Below are 15,591 nucleotides of genomic sequence, written 5' to 3' on the forward strand. Positions count from 1 at the left end.
GGAGAAAATAAAGGAGGTTCATGATATGGATAGACCTATAAGAGTGTTAGTTGCAAAGCCTGGGTTAGATGGACATGATAGAGGAGCAAAGGTAATCGCTAGGGCTTTAAGGGATGCTGGAATGGAAGTGATTTATACAGGATTAAGATTAACTGCAGAACAAATTGTTCAAGCTGCTATTCAGGAGGACGTAGACGTTGTAGCATTAAGCATTTTATCTGGAGCCCATAATCATTTATTACCAAAAGTAGTTGAATTATTAAAAACTGAAAAGGTTTATGAGGATATATTAGTAATAGGTGGTGGAGTTATTCCAGAGGAGGATATACCTTATCTTAAGGAAAAGGGTATAGCAGAAATCTTTACACCAGGAACTCCTACAACTGTAACGATAGATTTTATTAAAGAGAACCTAAAGAGAGCTTAAAGCTGGGAAATAGGAAGGTGGAAAGTATTTCCCCCTTCTTTGTGCTTTAAATTAATTATGAACTAGGTGGTGCAAGCATGGATTTAGCAGAAAGGTTGTTAAAAGGTGAAAAAAGAGCTGCTGCCCGTCTTATTACAATGGTAGAAAACAACGATGAAAAAGCCGTAGAACTACTATCTAAAATTTATAGTTATACAGGTAATGCTAGAATAATAGGTATAACGGGTCCTCCTGGAGCAGGAAAGAGTACTCTTACTGATAAGTTGACAAAGAGACTTAGACAGGAAGATAAGAAGGTAGGGATTATTGCTATAGATCCCACCAGTCCTTTTACAGGAGGATCTATTCTAGGAGATCGTATCCGCATGGGGGATTTAAATACTGATCCAGGAGTATTTATCCGTAGCATGGGAGCTCGAGGTCATCTAGGAGGACTTTCTAGAGCTACCCAAGGAGCGGTAAAAATTTTGGATGCCTATGGATTGGACTATATTTTAATTGAGACAGTGGGTGTAGGTCAATCGGAGGTAGACATTGTTAAGGCAGCGGATACTGTTCTTATGGTAATGGTACCTGGTCTAGGAGATGATATTCAAGCTATTAAGGCGGGAATTATGGAAATAGGGGATGTCTTTGCCATCAATAAAGCTGACCGTGAAGGGGCCGATAGAACCAAAACAGAAATTGAGATGATGCTGGATTTTAACCATGGAGACTGGAGACCACCGGTGACGAAGGTGGTTGCCATCAATAACGAAGGTATAGATGATCTAGTGGACAATCTTAATAAGCATATGAAGTACTTAGAAGCTACCGGTAAATTAATGGAACGAAGAGTAAAAAATAGTGAAATTGAAATAGTGGAATTAACTAAGCAAAATCTTATGAGTCGGGTACTAGGCAGCGAAGAAAAGCGGGATGAAATCCGACTGTTGGCTGAAAGGGTGGCTAAAAGAGAAGTAGATCCCTACACCGTCAGCAATGAAATGATAGAAAAAATAGTGAATAAGGATCAATAAAGGAGGGTTTTTTCATGAAGGTAGGAAAAGTAGATCATATAGGTATTGCTGTAAAAAATCTAGATGAAACCTTAAAGTTTTATGAAGATATATTAGGGTTAGAGTGCATAGGAACAGAAGTGGTGGAGGAGCAAAAGGTAAGAGTGGCCTTTTTACCTGTAGGGGATACAGAAGTTGAACTCTTGGAATCCACTGAAGAAGATGGACCTATTGCAAAGTTTATTGAAAAAAAGGGGGAAGGTATTCAACACATTGCCTTTAGAGTGGATAATATTGAAGAAGCAATAGAGAGCATGAAGGCAAAGGGTGTAAAAATGATCGATGAAAAACCTAGATATGGTGCGGGAGGTGCTAAAATAGCTTTTTGTCATCCTAAAAGTACCAATGGTGTTTTAGTGGAATTGAGTGAAAGGTAACAAAATTCAAAAAATTATGTTATAATACAAATTGTGGAGTTCCATAACAAGTAATACAATTGGGAGGGTGAATTATGACGGTTAACAAGCTCGAAGATCTTCGCCAACGAAAATCAAAAATTGAGTTAGGCGGCGGAGAAAAAAGAATTGCTGATCAGCATGAAAAAGGGAAATTGACAGCAAGAGAAAGAGTCAATCTATTATTTGATGAAGGAACCTTTGTAGAAATTGATGCTTTTGTCAAGCACAGATGTACCAATTTCGGTTTAGAGAAGGTTGAAGCACCAGGGGAAGGTGTAGTAACAGGATATGGTATGGTAGAGGGTAGATTGGTTTATGTCTATGCCCAGGACTTTACTGTTCTTGGAGGATCATTAGGACAAATGCATGCCCAAAAGATTTCAAAAGTGCAAGACATGGCCTTGAAAATGGGAGCACCTATTGTAGGCATGAATGATTCTGGTGGTGCTAGAATTCAAGAGGGTGTAGATGCATTATCTGGCTATGGCAATATATTTTATCGTAACACCATTGCTTCTGGCGTTATACCCCAAATCACAGCAATCATGGGACCATGTGCCGGTGGGGCGGTTTACTCTCCGGCGTTAACAGACTTTATCTTTATGGTGGATAAAACAAGTCAAATGTTTATTACGGGACCACAGGTAATTAAAACAGTAACTGGAGAGGAAGTAACCGCTGAAGCCCTTGGTGGAGGTATGACCCATAACCGTACCAGTGGTGTAGCCCATTTCCTAGCTCCAAGTGATGAGGATTGTATAACAGAAGTTAGAAGATTACTTAGCTTTTTACCATCCAATAATATGGAAACAGCGCCAATATATGATACAGAGGATGATATTAACAAAATCATCGAAGAATTAGATGATATTATCCCAGAAAGCCCAAATAAGCCCTATGATATGAAGCAAGTTATTGAAAAAATTGCAGATGATGGAGACTTCTTTGAAGTTCAACCCTACTATGCAACCAATATGATTACTGGCTTTATTCGATTAAACGGTCAATCTGTTGGAATTATTGCAAACCAACCAAAGGTTTTAGCGGGATGCCTAGATATCAATGCTTCTGATAAGGCAGGAAGATTTATTAGAACCTGTGATGCATTTAATATACCATTGTTAAATCTAGTAGACGTACCTGGATTCCTACCAGGAACTAGTCAAGAATATGGTGGTATTATACGACACGGTGCAAAAATGCTTTATGCTTATAGTGAAGCTACTGTACCTAAGATTACATTGATTTTAAGAAAGGCCTATGGCGGTGCCTATATAGCTATGTGTTGTAAAGAATTGGGAGCAGATGTAGTATTGGCATGGCCAACAGCAGAGATTGCTGTTATGGGACCTGAAGGAGCGGCTAATATTATCTTCAGAAAAGAAATTGCTGATGCAGAGGACCCCCAAGCTGCAAGAGCGGAAATTATTGCAAACTATAAAGCTGAGTTTGCCACCCCATACCAAGCTGCACAAAGAGGTTATGTAGATGATGTCATTGAACCATCGGCTACTAGACCTAGATTAATCGATGCTTTAAATATGTTAGCTAGTAAGCGTGAGACACGCCCACCTAAAAAGCATGGTAATCTACCAGTATAGGCCTATGGGAATCGAAAAAAGAGGTGATCAATAGATGAGCTTAATGGAGAGAATGAAGGTAGCTTCAGACTTACAAAATATGTCTATGGGTGAAAAGCTTTTTGGTGGTATCCAAGTAGCTTTATTTGGAATAGGAATTGTGTTTGTAGCACTATTTTTACTATTCCTCATCATTAAGGTTTTAGAAACATTTCTATATCAAGCAGGCAAAGCGCCGGTGACAAAGGAAACTGATAAAGTTAAAGCACCTGTTAAAGTAGAAGAAGACATGGAGGAGGAAGCTGTGGATGATACACAGCTAGTAGCCGTCATAACAGCTGCTGTTGCTGCTAGTCTTCATACTTCAACCCATAATATCGTTGTTAGAAATATTGTCAGAGTTCCTGATACAACGCCAGCCTGGGGTAGATTAGGTCGAATACAACAGGTTAATAGAATGCAATAAACCTTTTTGTCAATTTATTAGAAGATTCAATAGCTATAGTGATATAAGCCTTTAACAAAATCGGTGTGCAAATAAAAAGGACTATGTATTAAGGAGGAAGTGTACAATGAAAAAGTTTAATATAACCGTAAATGGTGTTAGTTATGAAGTGGAGGTAGAAGAAATTAAGGACGGAGCACCAGTACAAGCTAGACCAGCAGCACCGGCACCAAAACCAGCAGCAGCTCCAGTGGCGGCACCCAAGCCGGCAGCAGCACCAAAGCCAGTAGCAGCTCCAGCGGCAGCGACAGGTGCCACGACGATTGAAGCACCGCTACCAGGCAATGTTTGGAAGGTACTGGTAAAGGAAGGTCAAGAAGTGAAGGAAGGGGACGTACTTATTATACTAGAAGCTATGAAAATGGAAAATGAAATCTATGCCCCAGCCAATGGAACTATAGCAGCTGTACATGTTGCTGAAGGTGCATCTGTAAATGGTGGAGATGTATTAGTATCCTTGAAGTAGTAACATCAAAATTCATTGAAAGGAGATGCACAAATGGGTCAAGTACTATTAGAGTTCTGGGGAAGTACTGGTATTCCTAGTATAACCTGGCAACAATTAGTGATGATTATAGTTTCCTGTGTGTTACTATATTTAGCCATTGGTAAGAAGTTTGAACCATTGCTCTTGGTTCCAATTGCTTTTGGAGCTTTAATGACAAATCTACCCCTAAGTGGTGTTATGGATGAAGGTGGACTTCTCTATTATTTTTACCAAGGGGTTAAATTGGCGGTATTCCCACCTATTATTTTTCTAGGGGTTGGAGCCATGACAGACTTTGGTCCTCTAATCGCTAATCCTAAAAGCTTATTTTTAGGGGCAGCAGCTCAGTTCGGTATATTTTTTACTTTTATTGGGGCTATTATGATGGGATTTACAGGACAGGAGGCCTCCTCTATCGCTATTATTGGTGGAGCTGATGGTCCTACGGCGATTTTCTTAACATCTCAGTTAGCCCCCCACTTGCTAGGTCCTATTGCAGTGGCGGCTTATTCTTATATGGCATTGGTGCCAATTATTCAACCTCCTATTATGAAGGCTCTTACTTCCAAAAAGGAGCGTATGATTAAGATGCAGCAGTTAAGAACTGTATCTAAACTAGAAAAGATTTTATTCCCTATATTAGTAACAATCGTTGTATCACTATTGCTTCCATCAGCTACTCCGTTGGTAGGGATGCTGATGTTCGGTAACTTAATTAAAGAAACCGGTGTAACGGAACGTATTTCTAAGACCGCCCAAAACGAATTAATCAACATTGTAACCATCTTACTAGGTCTAGCGGTTGGAGCTACAGCTGAAGCTGAATATTTCCTACAATGGGGAACTATTCAAATTATCGTACTAGGGGTTATTGCTTTTGGCGTAGGTACCGCCAGTGGTGTTTTATTAGGAAAATTTATGAACAAACTTATGGGTGGAGATGCTATTAATCCATTGATCGGCTCAGCAGGGGTTTCAGCAGTACCAATGGCAGCTAGGGTATCCCAAACAGTTGGCCAAAAAGAAAATCCAAGCAATTTCCTATTGATGCATGCTATGGGACCTAATGTTGCTGGTGTTATTGGTTCTGCAGTGGCAGCAGGAGTGTTGTTATCTTTGTTCTAAACGAATTTCATCTAAATTACATAAAATCTAAATTACATAAAGAGGGTGTGTTTATCACATCCTCTTTTGTGTTAGAATAAAATGAGACTATATAACATTATGCCGTTGTATTGGAGAGGATAAATTTGAAGGAAAAAATATTAAAGGAACTTTATGATCGCAAAGGGGAATATGTGTCTGGAGAAGAACTAAGTGGAAAATATGGGGTTTCCCGCACGGCTATTTGGAAGCATATGAATAATTTAAAAAAGGAAGGCTATAGAATAGAAACCACCCATAAAAAGGGGTATAAATTAATTGAAACCACCGATAGATTAATAGGACAGTCAATAAAGGTTGCTTTGAAAACTAGATATATAGGTAATAAAATTATTGATTTCGACACCATTGATTCTACTAATAGTTATGCCAAGGAAATTGCAAAAGAGGTTCTTCATGGGACCGTCATCATCAGTGAAGAGCAAACAGGAGGCAGGGGAAGAATGGGTAGAAGTTGGACTTCACCCAAGAGTGAAGGTATTTGGATGTCCATTATATTAAAGCCTGATATCCCTCCTATGGAAGGAATGAAGATGACTCAGATAGCAGCGGCTTCAACATGTTGGGCTATAAGAACTGTAACTGGATTGGAGGCTTACATAAAATGGCCCAATGATATAGTCATTGATGGAAAAAAGGTTTGTGGTATTCTGACGGAGATGGCAGGAGAGTTAAATAAAATTGATTATTTAATCGTTGGAATAGGTGTTAATGTCAACATTGAAAAATTTCCTGTTGAATTTAGAGATATTGCCACTTCTTTAGTTATAGAAAAAGGAGAAAAGGTGGATAGGAGAACCATTGTCATTGAACTACTACAGCAGTTTGAAAAATTGTATATGGATTATATAAACTGTGGGACATTGGAAAAATCTTTAGCTATTATTAGAAATTATTCTGCTGTTTTAGGTAAGTCTATAAGAATACTTAAGGGTAACCAAGAGTTGAGGGCAGAGGTGATAGCCATAAATGAAGAAGGGCTATTAAGGGTGAGACTGGAGGATGGTAAGGAGGAACTGTTAATCTCTGGGGAAGTATCTATTCGTGGCTCTGAGGGATACATATAAAAAACAGTTGAAATACAAAATAGAAATTGGTACAATGAAACAGTAAAACAGCTAATATCTACAGGAGTTAGACTGTTATACAATTACAAATTTATTTTATATTGTCCGGTATCGTCGCTGAACTGGAACGGAGGTGCTTTTTATGTCAATCAGTAGTAAAGTATTGAAAGGTAGTGGAAGTGTTGCTAGAGGGAACAAAATTTCTACGAAAAAAATGGCTGTTGCAGGTATGCTGGGGGGGTTCTCAGTAACATTAAGCATGACACCCATAGGGTACATTCCCATCCCCTTCTTTGTAGGAGTAAATGCAACTACCATGCATATCCCCGTCATTATAGGAGCTATCTTAGGAGGTCCGATGATAGGGACATTTGTAGGTATGATATTTGGTGTCAGCAGTTTTCTGAGGGCTACAAATCCATTTTTTGCCGATCCTCTGGTAGCCATATTACCAAGACTGTTGATAGGTATTATCACCTATTATACCTATAAGCTAACAAATAATCCTATTATAGCAGCTATACTAGGTACCATTACCAATACGCTAGGGGTACTGTCCTTAATTTATTTAAGGGGGTATTTACCTAGGGAAATTGTGTTGGGAATAGCTGGTACTAATGGAGTAGCAGAAGTGATTGTTTCTTCCTTAGTAGTATATGCAGTTGTAAAGGTGGCTAAAAATGTTATTAACGTTGAATAGTATATAAATTTTAAGAAGGTGAATAAATGATTTTAGTTTTTGATGTAGGAAACACCAACATTGTATTGGGGTTATATAAAGACAATGACTTAATAGAATCCTGGAGAATTGCTACGGATAAAGATAAATCCTCCGATGAATATGGTATTTTAATACACCAGCTTTTTCAATATAGTGGTAGAAATCTAGAGGATGTAGAGGATGTAATTATGTCCTCCGTAGTTCCCAATATTATGTATTCTTTGGAGCATTCCATTAGAAAAGTATTTAATATTGAACCTTTGGTTGTAGGTCCTGGAGTAAAGACTGGGATGGATATTAAGTATGATAACCCTAAACAGGTGGGAGCCGATAGAATTGTCAATGCAGTATCTGCCTTTGAAAAATACGGAGGACCCTTAATTATAGTAGACTTTGGTACCGCCACTACTTTTTGTGCTATATCCCCAAAAGGAGAGTATTTAGGTGGTACAATTGCTCCTGGTATTAAGATCTCCAGTGATGCTCTATTTCAAAGGGCTGCAAAGCTTCCTAGAGTGGAATTAGTAAAGCCAGGAAAGGTTATTTGTAAAAACACTGTAAATAGTATGCAGGCAGGTATTATCTATGGTTATGTAGGTTTGGTGGAATACATCATAAAAAAAATGACAAGAGAACTAAAACAGCAAGACGTTAAGGTTATTGCCACTGGTGGACTTTCCACATTAATCGCCAGTGAAACAAAGCATATCCATATAGTAGACAAAACCCTAACTTTAGATGGGTTAAAGATTATCTACACCAGAAATAAAGAAGAACGCAAGGAAAAAATAGCAACTGAAATAGAGCTTAGAGAAATCTAAGCTCTATTTTACTTATTTAGCAATAATTGATATAATGTTTTAGAGATTAAGATTCAAACTTTTCGAAATACTTAGGTTGATTTTTTATTCTCTTACTCATATGAAGAGAATAACTTTTAAAAAACATTTAAGGAGGAAAAGATGATGAAGGAAATTGTAATTGCTAGTGCAGTCAGAACCCCTATTGGTAGCTTTGGTGGAAGTTTAGCAGATGTTTCAGCTGCTGATTTAGGTGCCATTGCTATCAAAGAAGCTTTAAAAAGAGCAGGTGTAGAGGGCCATCAAGTGGATGAAGTGTATATGGGATGCATTCTACAGGCTGGTGCAGGTCAGGGGGTTGCTAGACAAGCTTCGATTAAAGCCGGGATTCCAGTAGAAGTACCAGCTACGACAATTAATATATTATGTGGTTCCGGGTTAAGAACTGTATCGATGGCAGCTCAAACTATTATAGCAGGGGATAATGATATTGTTGTTGCTGGAGGAACAGAAAATATGAGCCAGTCTCCCTATCTACTACCAAAGACAAGATGGGGACAAAAAATGGGAGACGGTAAAATAATAGATTCTATGGTTCATGATGCACTGACAGACGCCTTCAATAATTATCATATGGGAATAACTGCTGAAAACCTTGCAGAAAAATATAATATCACTAGAGAAGAGCAGGATCGATTTGCTACCGAAAGTCAAAATAAGGCAGAAAAAGCTATGGCTGACGGAAGATTTAAGGATGAGATTGTAACAGTGGAAATTCCCCAAAGAAAAGGAGAGCCTCTGCTTATTGATACAGATGAATATCCTAAGGCAGGAGTAACCATTGAAAAACTAGGGAAGCTAAAACCAGCTTTTAAAAAGGATGGCACCGTTACTGCAGGAAACGCATCTGGTATCAATGATGGTGCTGCAGCCCTAGTGATTATGTCGAAGGAGAAGGCTGATGAGCTAGGAATTAAGCCTTTAGCAACCCTAGTTTCCTATGGAAATGCAGGGGTGGAACCTTCTATTATGGGAATAGGACCAGTACCTGCCACACAAAAAGCTCTAAAAAAGGCGGGACTGACTATAGAGGATATGGATTTGATTGAAGCAAATGAAGCCTTTGCTGCTCAAGCGTTATCTGTAGCCAATGAATTAAAATGGAACCCTGAGAAGGTAAATGTAAATGGAGGAGCAATTGCTTTAGGACATCCTGTCGGTGCTAGTGGTGCTAGAATATTGGTTACTCTATTACATGAAATGATTAAAAGAGATGTCCAGTATGGATTAGCTACTTTGTGTATTGGTGGAGGTATGGGTACCGCTGTTGTTGTGAAACGATAGATAATTTATAGGAGAAACAGCCTATTTATAAGGGATTATGAATAGGCTGTTTTTTTATAACCACTAGAAAATTATATACTTTGCAAAATTGTGGATTAGTTTAAACATAAGTTCCATCAATTCTTTTAATTCATGTTTTAAATAAAAGAATTGATTTAATTTCTGTTATTGGTTTCAACAAAAGTAGCTTCTAAATTTTAAAAACCATGACTTTCATCTAGGGAAAAGTACATACTATAAGTAAAAACATTTGAGTATTAAAGAAAAATCTATTAATATAGAAGGGACATAATCGCAGTGAGGTGAAGGTAATGAAGATTGATAATATAACTTTGAGCAATAATGTTTTTTTAGCACCTATGGCAGGTGTGACAGATTTGCCTTTTCGGTTAATTTGTAGAGAAATGGGATGTGGCATGGTTTATACGGAAATGGTCAGTGCTAAAGGTCTGTATTACGGAGATAAAAAAACAGAAGAGCTTTTAGCTATAGAAGACGATGAAAAGCCAGTTGCCTTACAAATTTTTGGCTCTGAACCAGATATTATGGCTAGAGCAGCCTACAACTTAAACGATAGAGAAAACATCATTTTAGATATTAATATGGGATGCCCCACCCCTAAAATTGTGAAAAATGGAGATGGTAGTGCTCTTATGACAAATCCCCATTTAGCAGGAGAAATTGTTAAAGCTGTTGTTAAGGAATCGGTAAAACCAGTGACAGTAAAGATTCGAAAAGGATGGGATGATCAAAGTGTTAATGCGGTAGAAATAGCGAAGGTGCTGGAAGATAGTGGTGCTAAGGCAGTGGCCGTTCATGGTAGAACGAGGGAACAGTTTTATTCTGGTAAGGCGGATTGGAATATTATAAAAAAAGTCAAGGAAGGGATAAGTATTCCTGTTATAGGGAATGGAGATATATTTACTTTAGAGGATGCAATCAATATATTTCAAGAAACGAAGTGTGATGGTATTATGATTGGAAGAGGAGTCCAAGGCAATCCTTTTCTATTTAAAACAATTAATCACTATCTAAACAAAGGAGAGATCCTCTCAAAGCCAACTATACAAGAGGTAATAGATACAATTTTTAAGCATATGGAACTAGTCATTAAACATAAAGGTGAATATGTGGCTGTTCATGAAATGCGAAAACATATTGCATGGTATCTAAAGGGATTTAAAAATGCTGCAGAAGTTCGAAGAATTATTAATACTACAAAATCTATAGAGGAAACGAAGAAAATACTAACAAAATACCTAAATGAATTTTAGTAGGATTACCTTATTAAAATTTGTATAACTCTACCCTAAAGGTTAATAATAGAAATACATTTATTTCACATGCTTTTAAGGGAGGGATAGAAGCTATGAAAAGAATTGTTAGTGTTAGTATAGGAAGTTCACAGAGAGATAGCTCTGTAGAGGTGGAAATCCTAAATGAAATATTTAATATCGAAAGAATTGGCACAGATGGTAGCCTAAAGAAGGCAGTAAAACTTATCAAACAATTAGACGGTAAAGTAGATGCTTTAGGTATGGGGGGGATTGATCTTTACTTGTGGGATGGAAAGAAGCGTTATACTATCAGGGAAGCTATGGCCTTAAAAAGAGCAGCCCAAATAACCCCTATAGTAGATGGCTCGGGCCTAAAAAACACTTTAGAGCGTAGGGTTATTGCCTATCTAGGGGATAAGGATATGATAAATTTCAAGGAAAAAATTACGCTAATAACTTCTGCCTTAGATCGCTTTGGTATGGCGGAAGCCATAGAAGCCTATGGAGGAAGATTAATTATTGGAGATATTGCCTTTGCATTGGGATTAAATATACCTATGTACTCTTTAAAGCAGATACAGTATATTGCTAGAGTAGTTGCTCCTGTCCTATGCCAACTGCCCATTAAGATGTTATATCCAACTGGAGGCAAACAAAATACAAACATTAAAGGAAGAGTAGAAAGATATTATCAAGATGCTCATATAATAGCAGGAGATTTTCATTATATTAAACGTTATATGCCTCTAATTATGGAAGGAAAGATTATTATTACCAATACTGTAACAAAACAAGATATTTTAGAATTAAAGAAAAGAGGCGTGGTTCTATTAATTACTACTACACCTCGATTAGGGGATAGATCCTTTGGTACCAATCTTATGGAAGCCATTATGGTTTCCTTTATAAAGCAAGGAAAATACAGTAGCTATGATGAAGTGATAGATGCTATGGATTTAAAACCCAGGATGGAATATTTAACTACCCAGCCCAATATGGATTAAGGATTAATAATAAAAGCAGGAATTAACCTTTGATTATGCTTGACAATTTAAAAATGCTAGCTTATAATATCTACAATATATTTAATTGGAAAGCACTGTAAAAAGGCAGTGCTATTATGATGCAAAGATAGCGAAATGACACTTAATTAACGGCTGGTTTAATTGTTACTAAGTTGTAGTCAAACTACTTTATGAAGCATTTGTTCTCCCACTTTGCTTAAACGATGATCCGAATCGCTGCTTTAGTGCTAACTGCTTACACAGAGTAAATGGGGGAGTACTAGCAACACATCAAAGGATAAAATTACCATTATATAATAAGAATAAATTAGTTATAAACACATATATTATCAAAACATATCATAGGTATGTATTAGCTTTCGACATCATAAATTCAAACAGATGGAGTTGGGTTTTTATAGTAACGAGTTAGTTGGATAAATACTTTCATAAAGGAGAGAGATAAGTATGACGGATAAAGAAGTTGTTTTAACGGCTAAGGGGCTAAAGAAAATAGAAGATGAATTAGAACATTTAAAAACCGTAAGAAGAAAAGAAGTAGCAGAACGTATTAAACAAGCTATAGCCTTTGGGGATATAAGCGAAAATTCTGAATACGATGAAGCTAAAAACGAACAGGCTCAGGTTGAAGAAAGAATTATGAAGCTTGAGGGCATGTTAAAAAAAGCTAGAGTTATTGATGAGGACGACATTAATATAGAACAAGTAAGTATTGGAACGACAGTACAGGTAAAGGATCTGGAATTTGATGAAATTGTAGAATACACCATTGTTGGTTCTGCTGAAGCAGACCCTTATGAACTAAAAATATCTAATGAATCACCTGTAGGAAAAGCTCTTTTAGGAAAAAAGGTGGGGCATATCGTAGAGGTACAAATTCCCGATGGAACTACAAAATACGAAGTATTAAAAATTGAAAAGGGAAATATAAATGATTAATCTATAATAAAACTACATATTATCTATCAGGAGGGTGGACAAACCAATGATAAACAATCACGGTGAAGAAAAAAGCTTAAACGAGCTTTTGCAAATACGTAGAGATAAACTCAACCATTTAAAAGCAATGGGAAAGGACCCATTCAAAATAGACAAGGTGTATGTAACCCATTATAGTCAACAAATAAAAGAACACTTTGATAATCTTGAAGGTCAAAGAGTAACCATAGCAGGAAGAATTATGGCTAAAAGGGGACATGGTAAAGCTAGCTTTATTAATCTTCAAGATAAAGATGGGCGTATACAAGCCTATGTAAGAGAAGATGCCATAGGACAAGAATCTTATGAATTATTTGTTGAATATGATATGGGAGATATTATTGAGATAAAAGGAGATGTTTTTAAAACACAAAAAGGAGAGATATCGGTTAAAGCCTTTGAAGTTCGATTGCTAACTAAATCTCTGCAAATACTTCCAGATAAATGGCACGGGTTAAAGGATCCAGATTTAAGATATAGACAGAGATATGTTGATTTGATTATAAATGAAGATGTCAAAAAAACATTTTTGGTGCGTACTCAAGCAATAAAAGCCATTAGAGAATTTTTAGACAAAAAGGGCTATATAGAAGTAGAGACCCCTATATTAGATACTATTGCTGGAGGAGCCAATGCAAAGCCCTTTATTACCCATCATAATGCACTAGATATTGATATGTATATGAGAATTGCTACAGAGCTACACCTTAAAAGACTAATTATTGGCGGTTTAGATAGAGTTTATGAAATAGGAAGAATCTTTAGAAATGAAGGGATGTCTATTAAACATAACCCTGAATTCACCTCTATTGAGTTATATGAAGCTTATGCAGATTATAATGATATGATGGAAATAACAGAAAATATAGTTGCTTATGTAGCAGAAAAAGCGCTGGGTACAACTAAGATAGTTTATCAAGGAAAAGAAATAGATTTGACACCTCCTTGGAGACGTCTTTCTATGATCGACGCATGTAAAGAATATGCTAATATAGACTTTAATGAAGTTAAGACCGATGAAGAAGCTAGAGAAATTGCTAGGAAATTAAAACTAGAAGTAACAAAGGATATGAAAAAAGGTCATATCATTAGTGAGGTTTTTGAAGAATTTGCTGAACAACACCTAGTGCAACCAACTTTTATTACGGGACATCCTGTGGAGGTTTCTCCGCTAGCAAAAAGGAATCCCGAATGTCCTGAAATCACAAATCGTTTTGAAGCCTTTGTTAACACCTGGGAGATAGCTAATGCTTTCTCAGAGCTTAACGATCCCATTGATCAAAGGGAAAGATTCATGGAACAATTGGCTCAGAAGGAAGCTGGAGATGAAGAGGCGCACCCATTAGATGAGGACTTCTTAAATGCTCTTGAGGTAGGGTTACCACCTACAGGAGGTTTAGGTATTGGTATAGATAGATTGATTATGCTTTTAACAGACTCACCATCTATAAGGGACGTTATATTGTTCCCAACTATGAAACCATTACACAAAGAGGATTAGGGTAACCTAATCCTCTTTAAAATTTTTATAAGCAATTAGGAAATTATCAATATACCTAATCTGTCAATAACTTTAAACGTAAGTTGCATCAACTCTTTCAATTTATGTTTCAAACAAAAGAATTGATTTAATTTTTGTAACGGTTTAGTTGTTTCACCTAAATTCGCCTTTTAAACCTTCCAAAGGAAGAATTTCTTACAAATTAGGTATATTATAATGAACATTATACAATAAAATGGAAGTGTATAAGGGTTTGACATGATGGAGAGTATATGGTATAGTATTATTTGTCGTCAGGAGATGCAAGAAGAAATTACCAGTACAGATCTTGTTGACAGATGAGTAATAAATTGATATAGTATTTCAAGTCGCCGGAAGTTGAGGGGTGACGGGAGAGTAAGTTAACACTTGGGAAAAGAAGAGATTAAGAAAAACTTTTAAAAAAGTGTTGACATAATATCTGGGATATGATATAGTAGTAAAGGTCGTCACTGAGAGGCGGCGATAAAAAATGCAAAATGTAGAATGAAGAAGGTCTAAGACCTTAAAAAGAAAATGGAATTAGTTTTTAATTTTACATTTTAAGTTTTGAATTTATAAGAAGGTCCTTGAAAATTAAACAGTATAGATATTAAGCCAGCAAAATACATCCATCAAAAAGATGGAACCCAGAAATTTTTTATTAAGAGTTTGATCCTGGCTCAGGATGAACGCTGGCGGCGTGCCTAACACATGCAAGTCGAGCGGTCCAACACTCAACTGAACTACGTTCATTTAAGTATTGGAATGCAAAATAAAGAATTAAAAATGCAAAATGAAAACCAAAAAACAAAGAAAAACAAACAAAAAACTTTACAGAAACGAAAGGTTTTCAATTTTTAATTTTAAATTTTCCATTTTAAATTCACGAAAACGAAGCGTAGCTGAGTTGAGTGTTGGATAGCGGCGGACGGGTGAGTAACGCGTGGGCAACCTACCTTGTACAGGGGGATAACAGTGGGAAACCATTGCTAATACCCCATAAGACTACACTAGGGCATCCTAGAGTAGCCAAAGAACATCGGTACAAGATGGGCCCGCGTCTGATTAGCTAGTTGGTGGGGTAAAGGCCTACCAAGGCGACGATCAGTAGCCGGCCTGAGAGGGTGACCGGCCACACTGGAACTGAGACACGGTCCAGACTCCTACGGGAGGCAGCAGTGGGGGATATTGCACAATGGGGGAAACCCTGATGCAGCGACGCCGCGTGAGCGAAGAAG

The 15,591-nt window shown here is 37.1% G+C and carries 15 protein-coding genes and 1 rRNA gene; all 16 read left to right on the top strand.

The window, feature by feature from the left end; all coding sequences use genetic code 11:
* The first annotated feature begins 25 nt into the window (after positions 1–25).
* Entirely contained in the window at positions 26–427 is a 402-nt protein-coding gene (locus tag BLS22_RS10605; protein ID WP_090553751.1) for a cobalamin B12-binding domain-containing protein, read from the top strand.
* Between the two features lie 77 nt (positions 428–504).
* Complete coding sequence (gene meaB / locus BLS22_RS10610; protein WP_090553730.1) at positions 505–1,446, top strand: methylmalonyl Co-A mutase-associated GTPase MeaB; 942 nt, start codon at positions 505–507, stop codon at positions 1,444–1,446.
* Positions 1,447–1,460: 14 nt separating this feature from the next.
* The gene (gene mce, locus BLS22_RS10615; protein WP_090553731.1) at positions 1,461–1,862 is read left to right on the top strand and encodes a methylmalonyl-CoA epimerase; all 402 of its coding nucleotides are present in this window, start codon (positions 1,461–1,463) and stop codon (positions 1,860–1,862) included.
* Positions 1,863–1,936: 74 nt separating this feature from the next.
* On the top strand, positions 1,937–3,484 hold the full coding sequence (gene mmdA, locus BLS22_RS10620; protein WP_090553732.1) for a methylmalonyl-CoA decarboxylase subunit alpha: 1,548 nt from the start codon (positions 1,937–1,939) through the stop codon (positions 3,482–3,484).
* Between the two features lie 34 nt (positions 3,485–3,518).
* Positions 3,519–3,929 carry an OadG family protein gene (locus tag BLS22_RS10625; protein ID WP_090553733.1) on the top strand — a complete coding sequence of 137 codons (411 nt, stop codon included), beginning with the start codon at positions 3,519–3,521 and terminating at the stop codon, positions 3,927–3,929.
* A 106-nt stretch (positions 3,930–4,035) separates the two neighbouring features.
* Positions 4,036–4,434, top strand: coding sequence for a biotin/lipoyl-containing protein (locus tag BLS22_RS10630; RefSeq protein ID WP_090553734.1), 399 nt, complete (start codon positions 4,036–4,038; stop codon positions 4,432–4,434).
* Positions 4,435–4,467: 33 nt separating this feature from the next.
* Positions 4,468–5,580 (top strand): sodium ion-translocating decarboxylase subunit beta, encoded by a 1,113-nt coding sequence (locus BLS22_RS10635; protein ID WP_090553735.1) that lies wholly within the window; start codon positions 4,468–4,470, stop codon positions 5,578–5,580.
* Between the two features lie 125 nt (positions 5,581–5,705).
* Entirely contained in the window at positions 5,706–6,686 is a 981-nt protein-coding gene (locus BLS22_RS10640; protein WP_090553736.1) for a biotin--[acetyl-CoA-carboxylase] ligase, read from the top strand.
* 142 nt (positions 6,687–6,828) lie between these two features.
* Complete coding sequence (locus BLS22_RS10645) at positions 6,829–7,386, top strand: ECF transporter S component (protein WP_090553737.1); 558 nt, start codon at positions 6,829–6,831, stop codon at positions 7,384–7,386.
* Positions 7,387–7,412: 26 nt separating this feature from the next.
* On the top strand, positions 7,413–8,228 hold the full coding sequence (locus tag BLS22_RS10650) for a type III pantothenate kinase (RefSeq protein ID WP_090553738.1): 816 nt from the start codon (positions 7,413–7,415) through the stop codon (positions 8,226–8,228).
* Positions 8,229–8,372: 144 nt separating this feature from the next.
* Complete coding sequence (locus tag BLS22_RS10655) at positions 8,373–9,551, top strand: acetyl-CoA C-acetyltransferase (RefSeq protein ID WP_090553739.1); 1,179 nt, start codon at positions 8,373–8,375, stop codon at positions 9,549–9,551.
* A 311-nt stretch (positions 9,552–9,862) separates the two neighbouring features.
* Positions 9,863–10,825: a tRNA dihydrouridine synthase DusB gene (gene dusB, locus BLS22_RS10660; RefSeq protein WP_090553740.1), complete on the top strand. Its 963-nt coding sequence runs from the start codon at positions 9,863–9,865 to the stop codon at positions 10,823–10,825.
* A gap of 95 nt (positions 10,826–10,920) precedes the next feature.
* The gene (locus tag BLS22_RS10665) at positions 10,921–11,832 is read left to right on the top strand and encodes a quinate 5-dehydrogenase (RefSeq protein WP_090553741.1); all 912 of its coding nucleotides are present in this window, start codon (positions 10,921–10,923) and stop codon (positions 11,830–11,832) included.
* A gap of 468 nt (positions 11,833–12,300) precedes the next feature.
* Entirely contained in the window at positions 12,301–12,792 is a 492-nt protein-coding gene (gene greA / locus BLS22_RS10670) for a transcription elongation factor GreA (protein ID WP_090553742.1), read from the top strand.
* A 46-nt stretch (positions 12,793–12,838) separates the two neighbouring features.
* On the top strand, positions 12,839–14,332 hold the full coding sequence (lysS, locus tag BLS22_RS10675; protein ID WP_090553743.1) for a lysine--tRNA ligase: 1,494 nt from the start codon (positions 12,839–12,841) through the stop codon (positions 14,330–14,332).
* A gap of 678 nt (positions 14,333–15,010) precedes the next feature.
* Positions 15,011–15,591, top strand: a 16S ribosomal RNA gene (locus BLS22_RS10680); the annotation flags it as partial.

It is taken from the genome of Natronincola ferrireducens, from assembly GCF_900100845.1.
GTDB lineage: Bacteria > Bacillota > Clostridia > Peptostreptococcales > Natronincolaceae > Natronincola_B > Natronincola_B ferrireducens.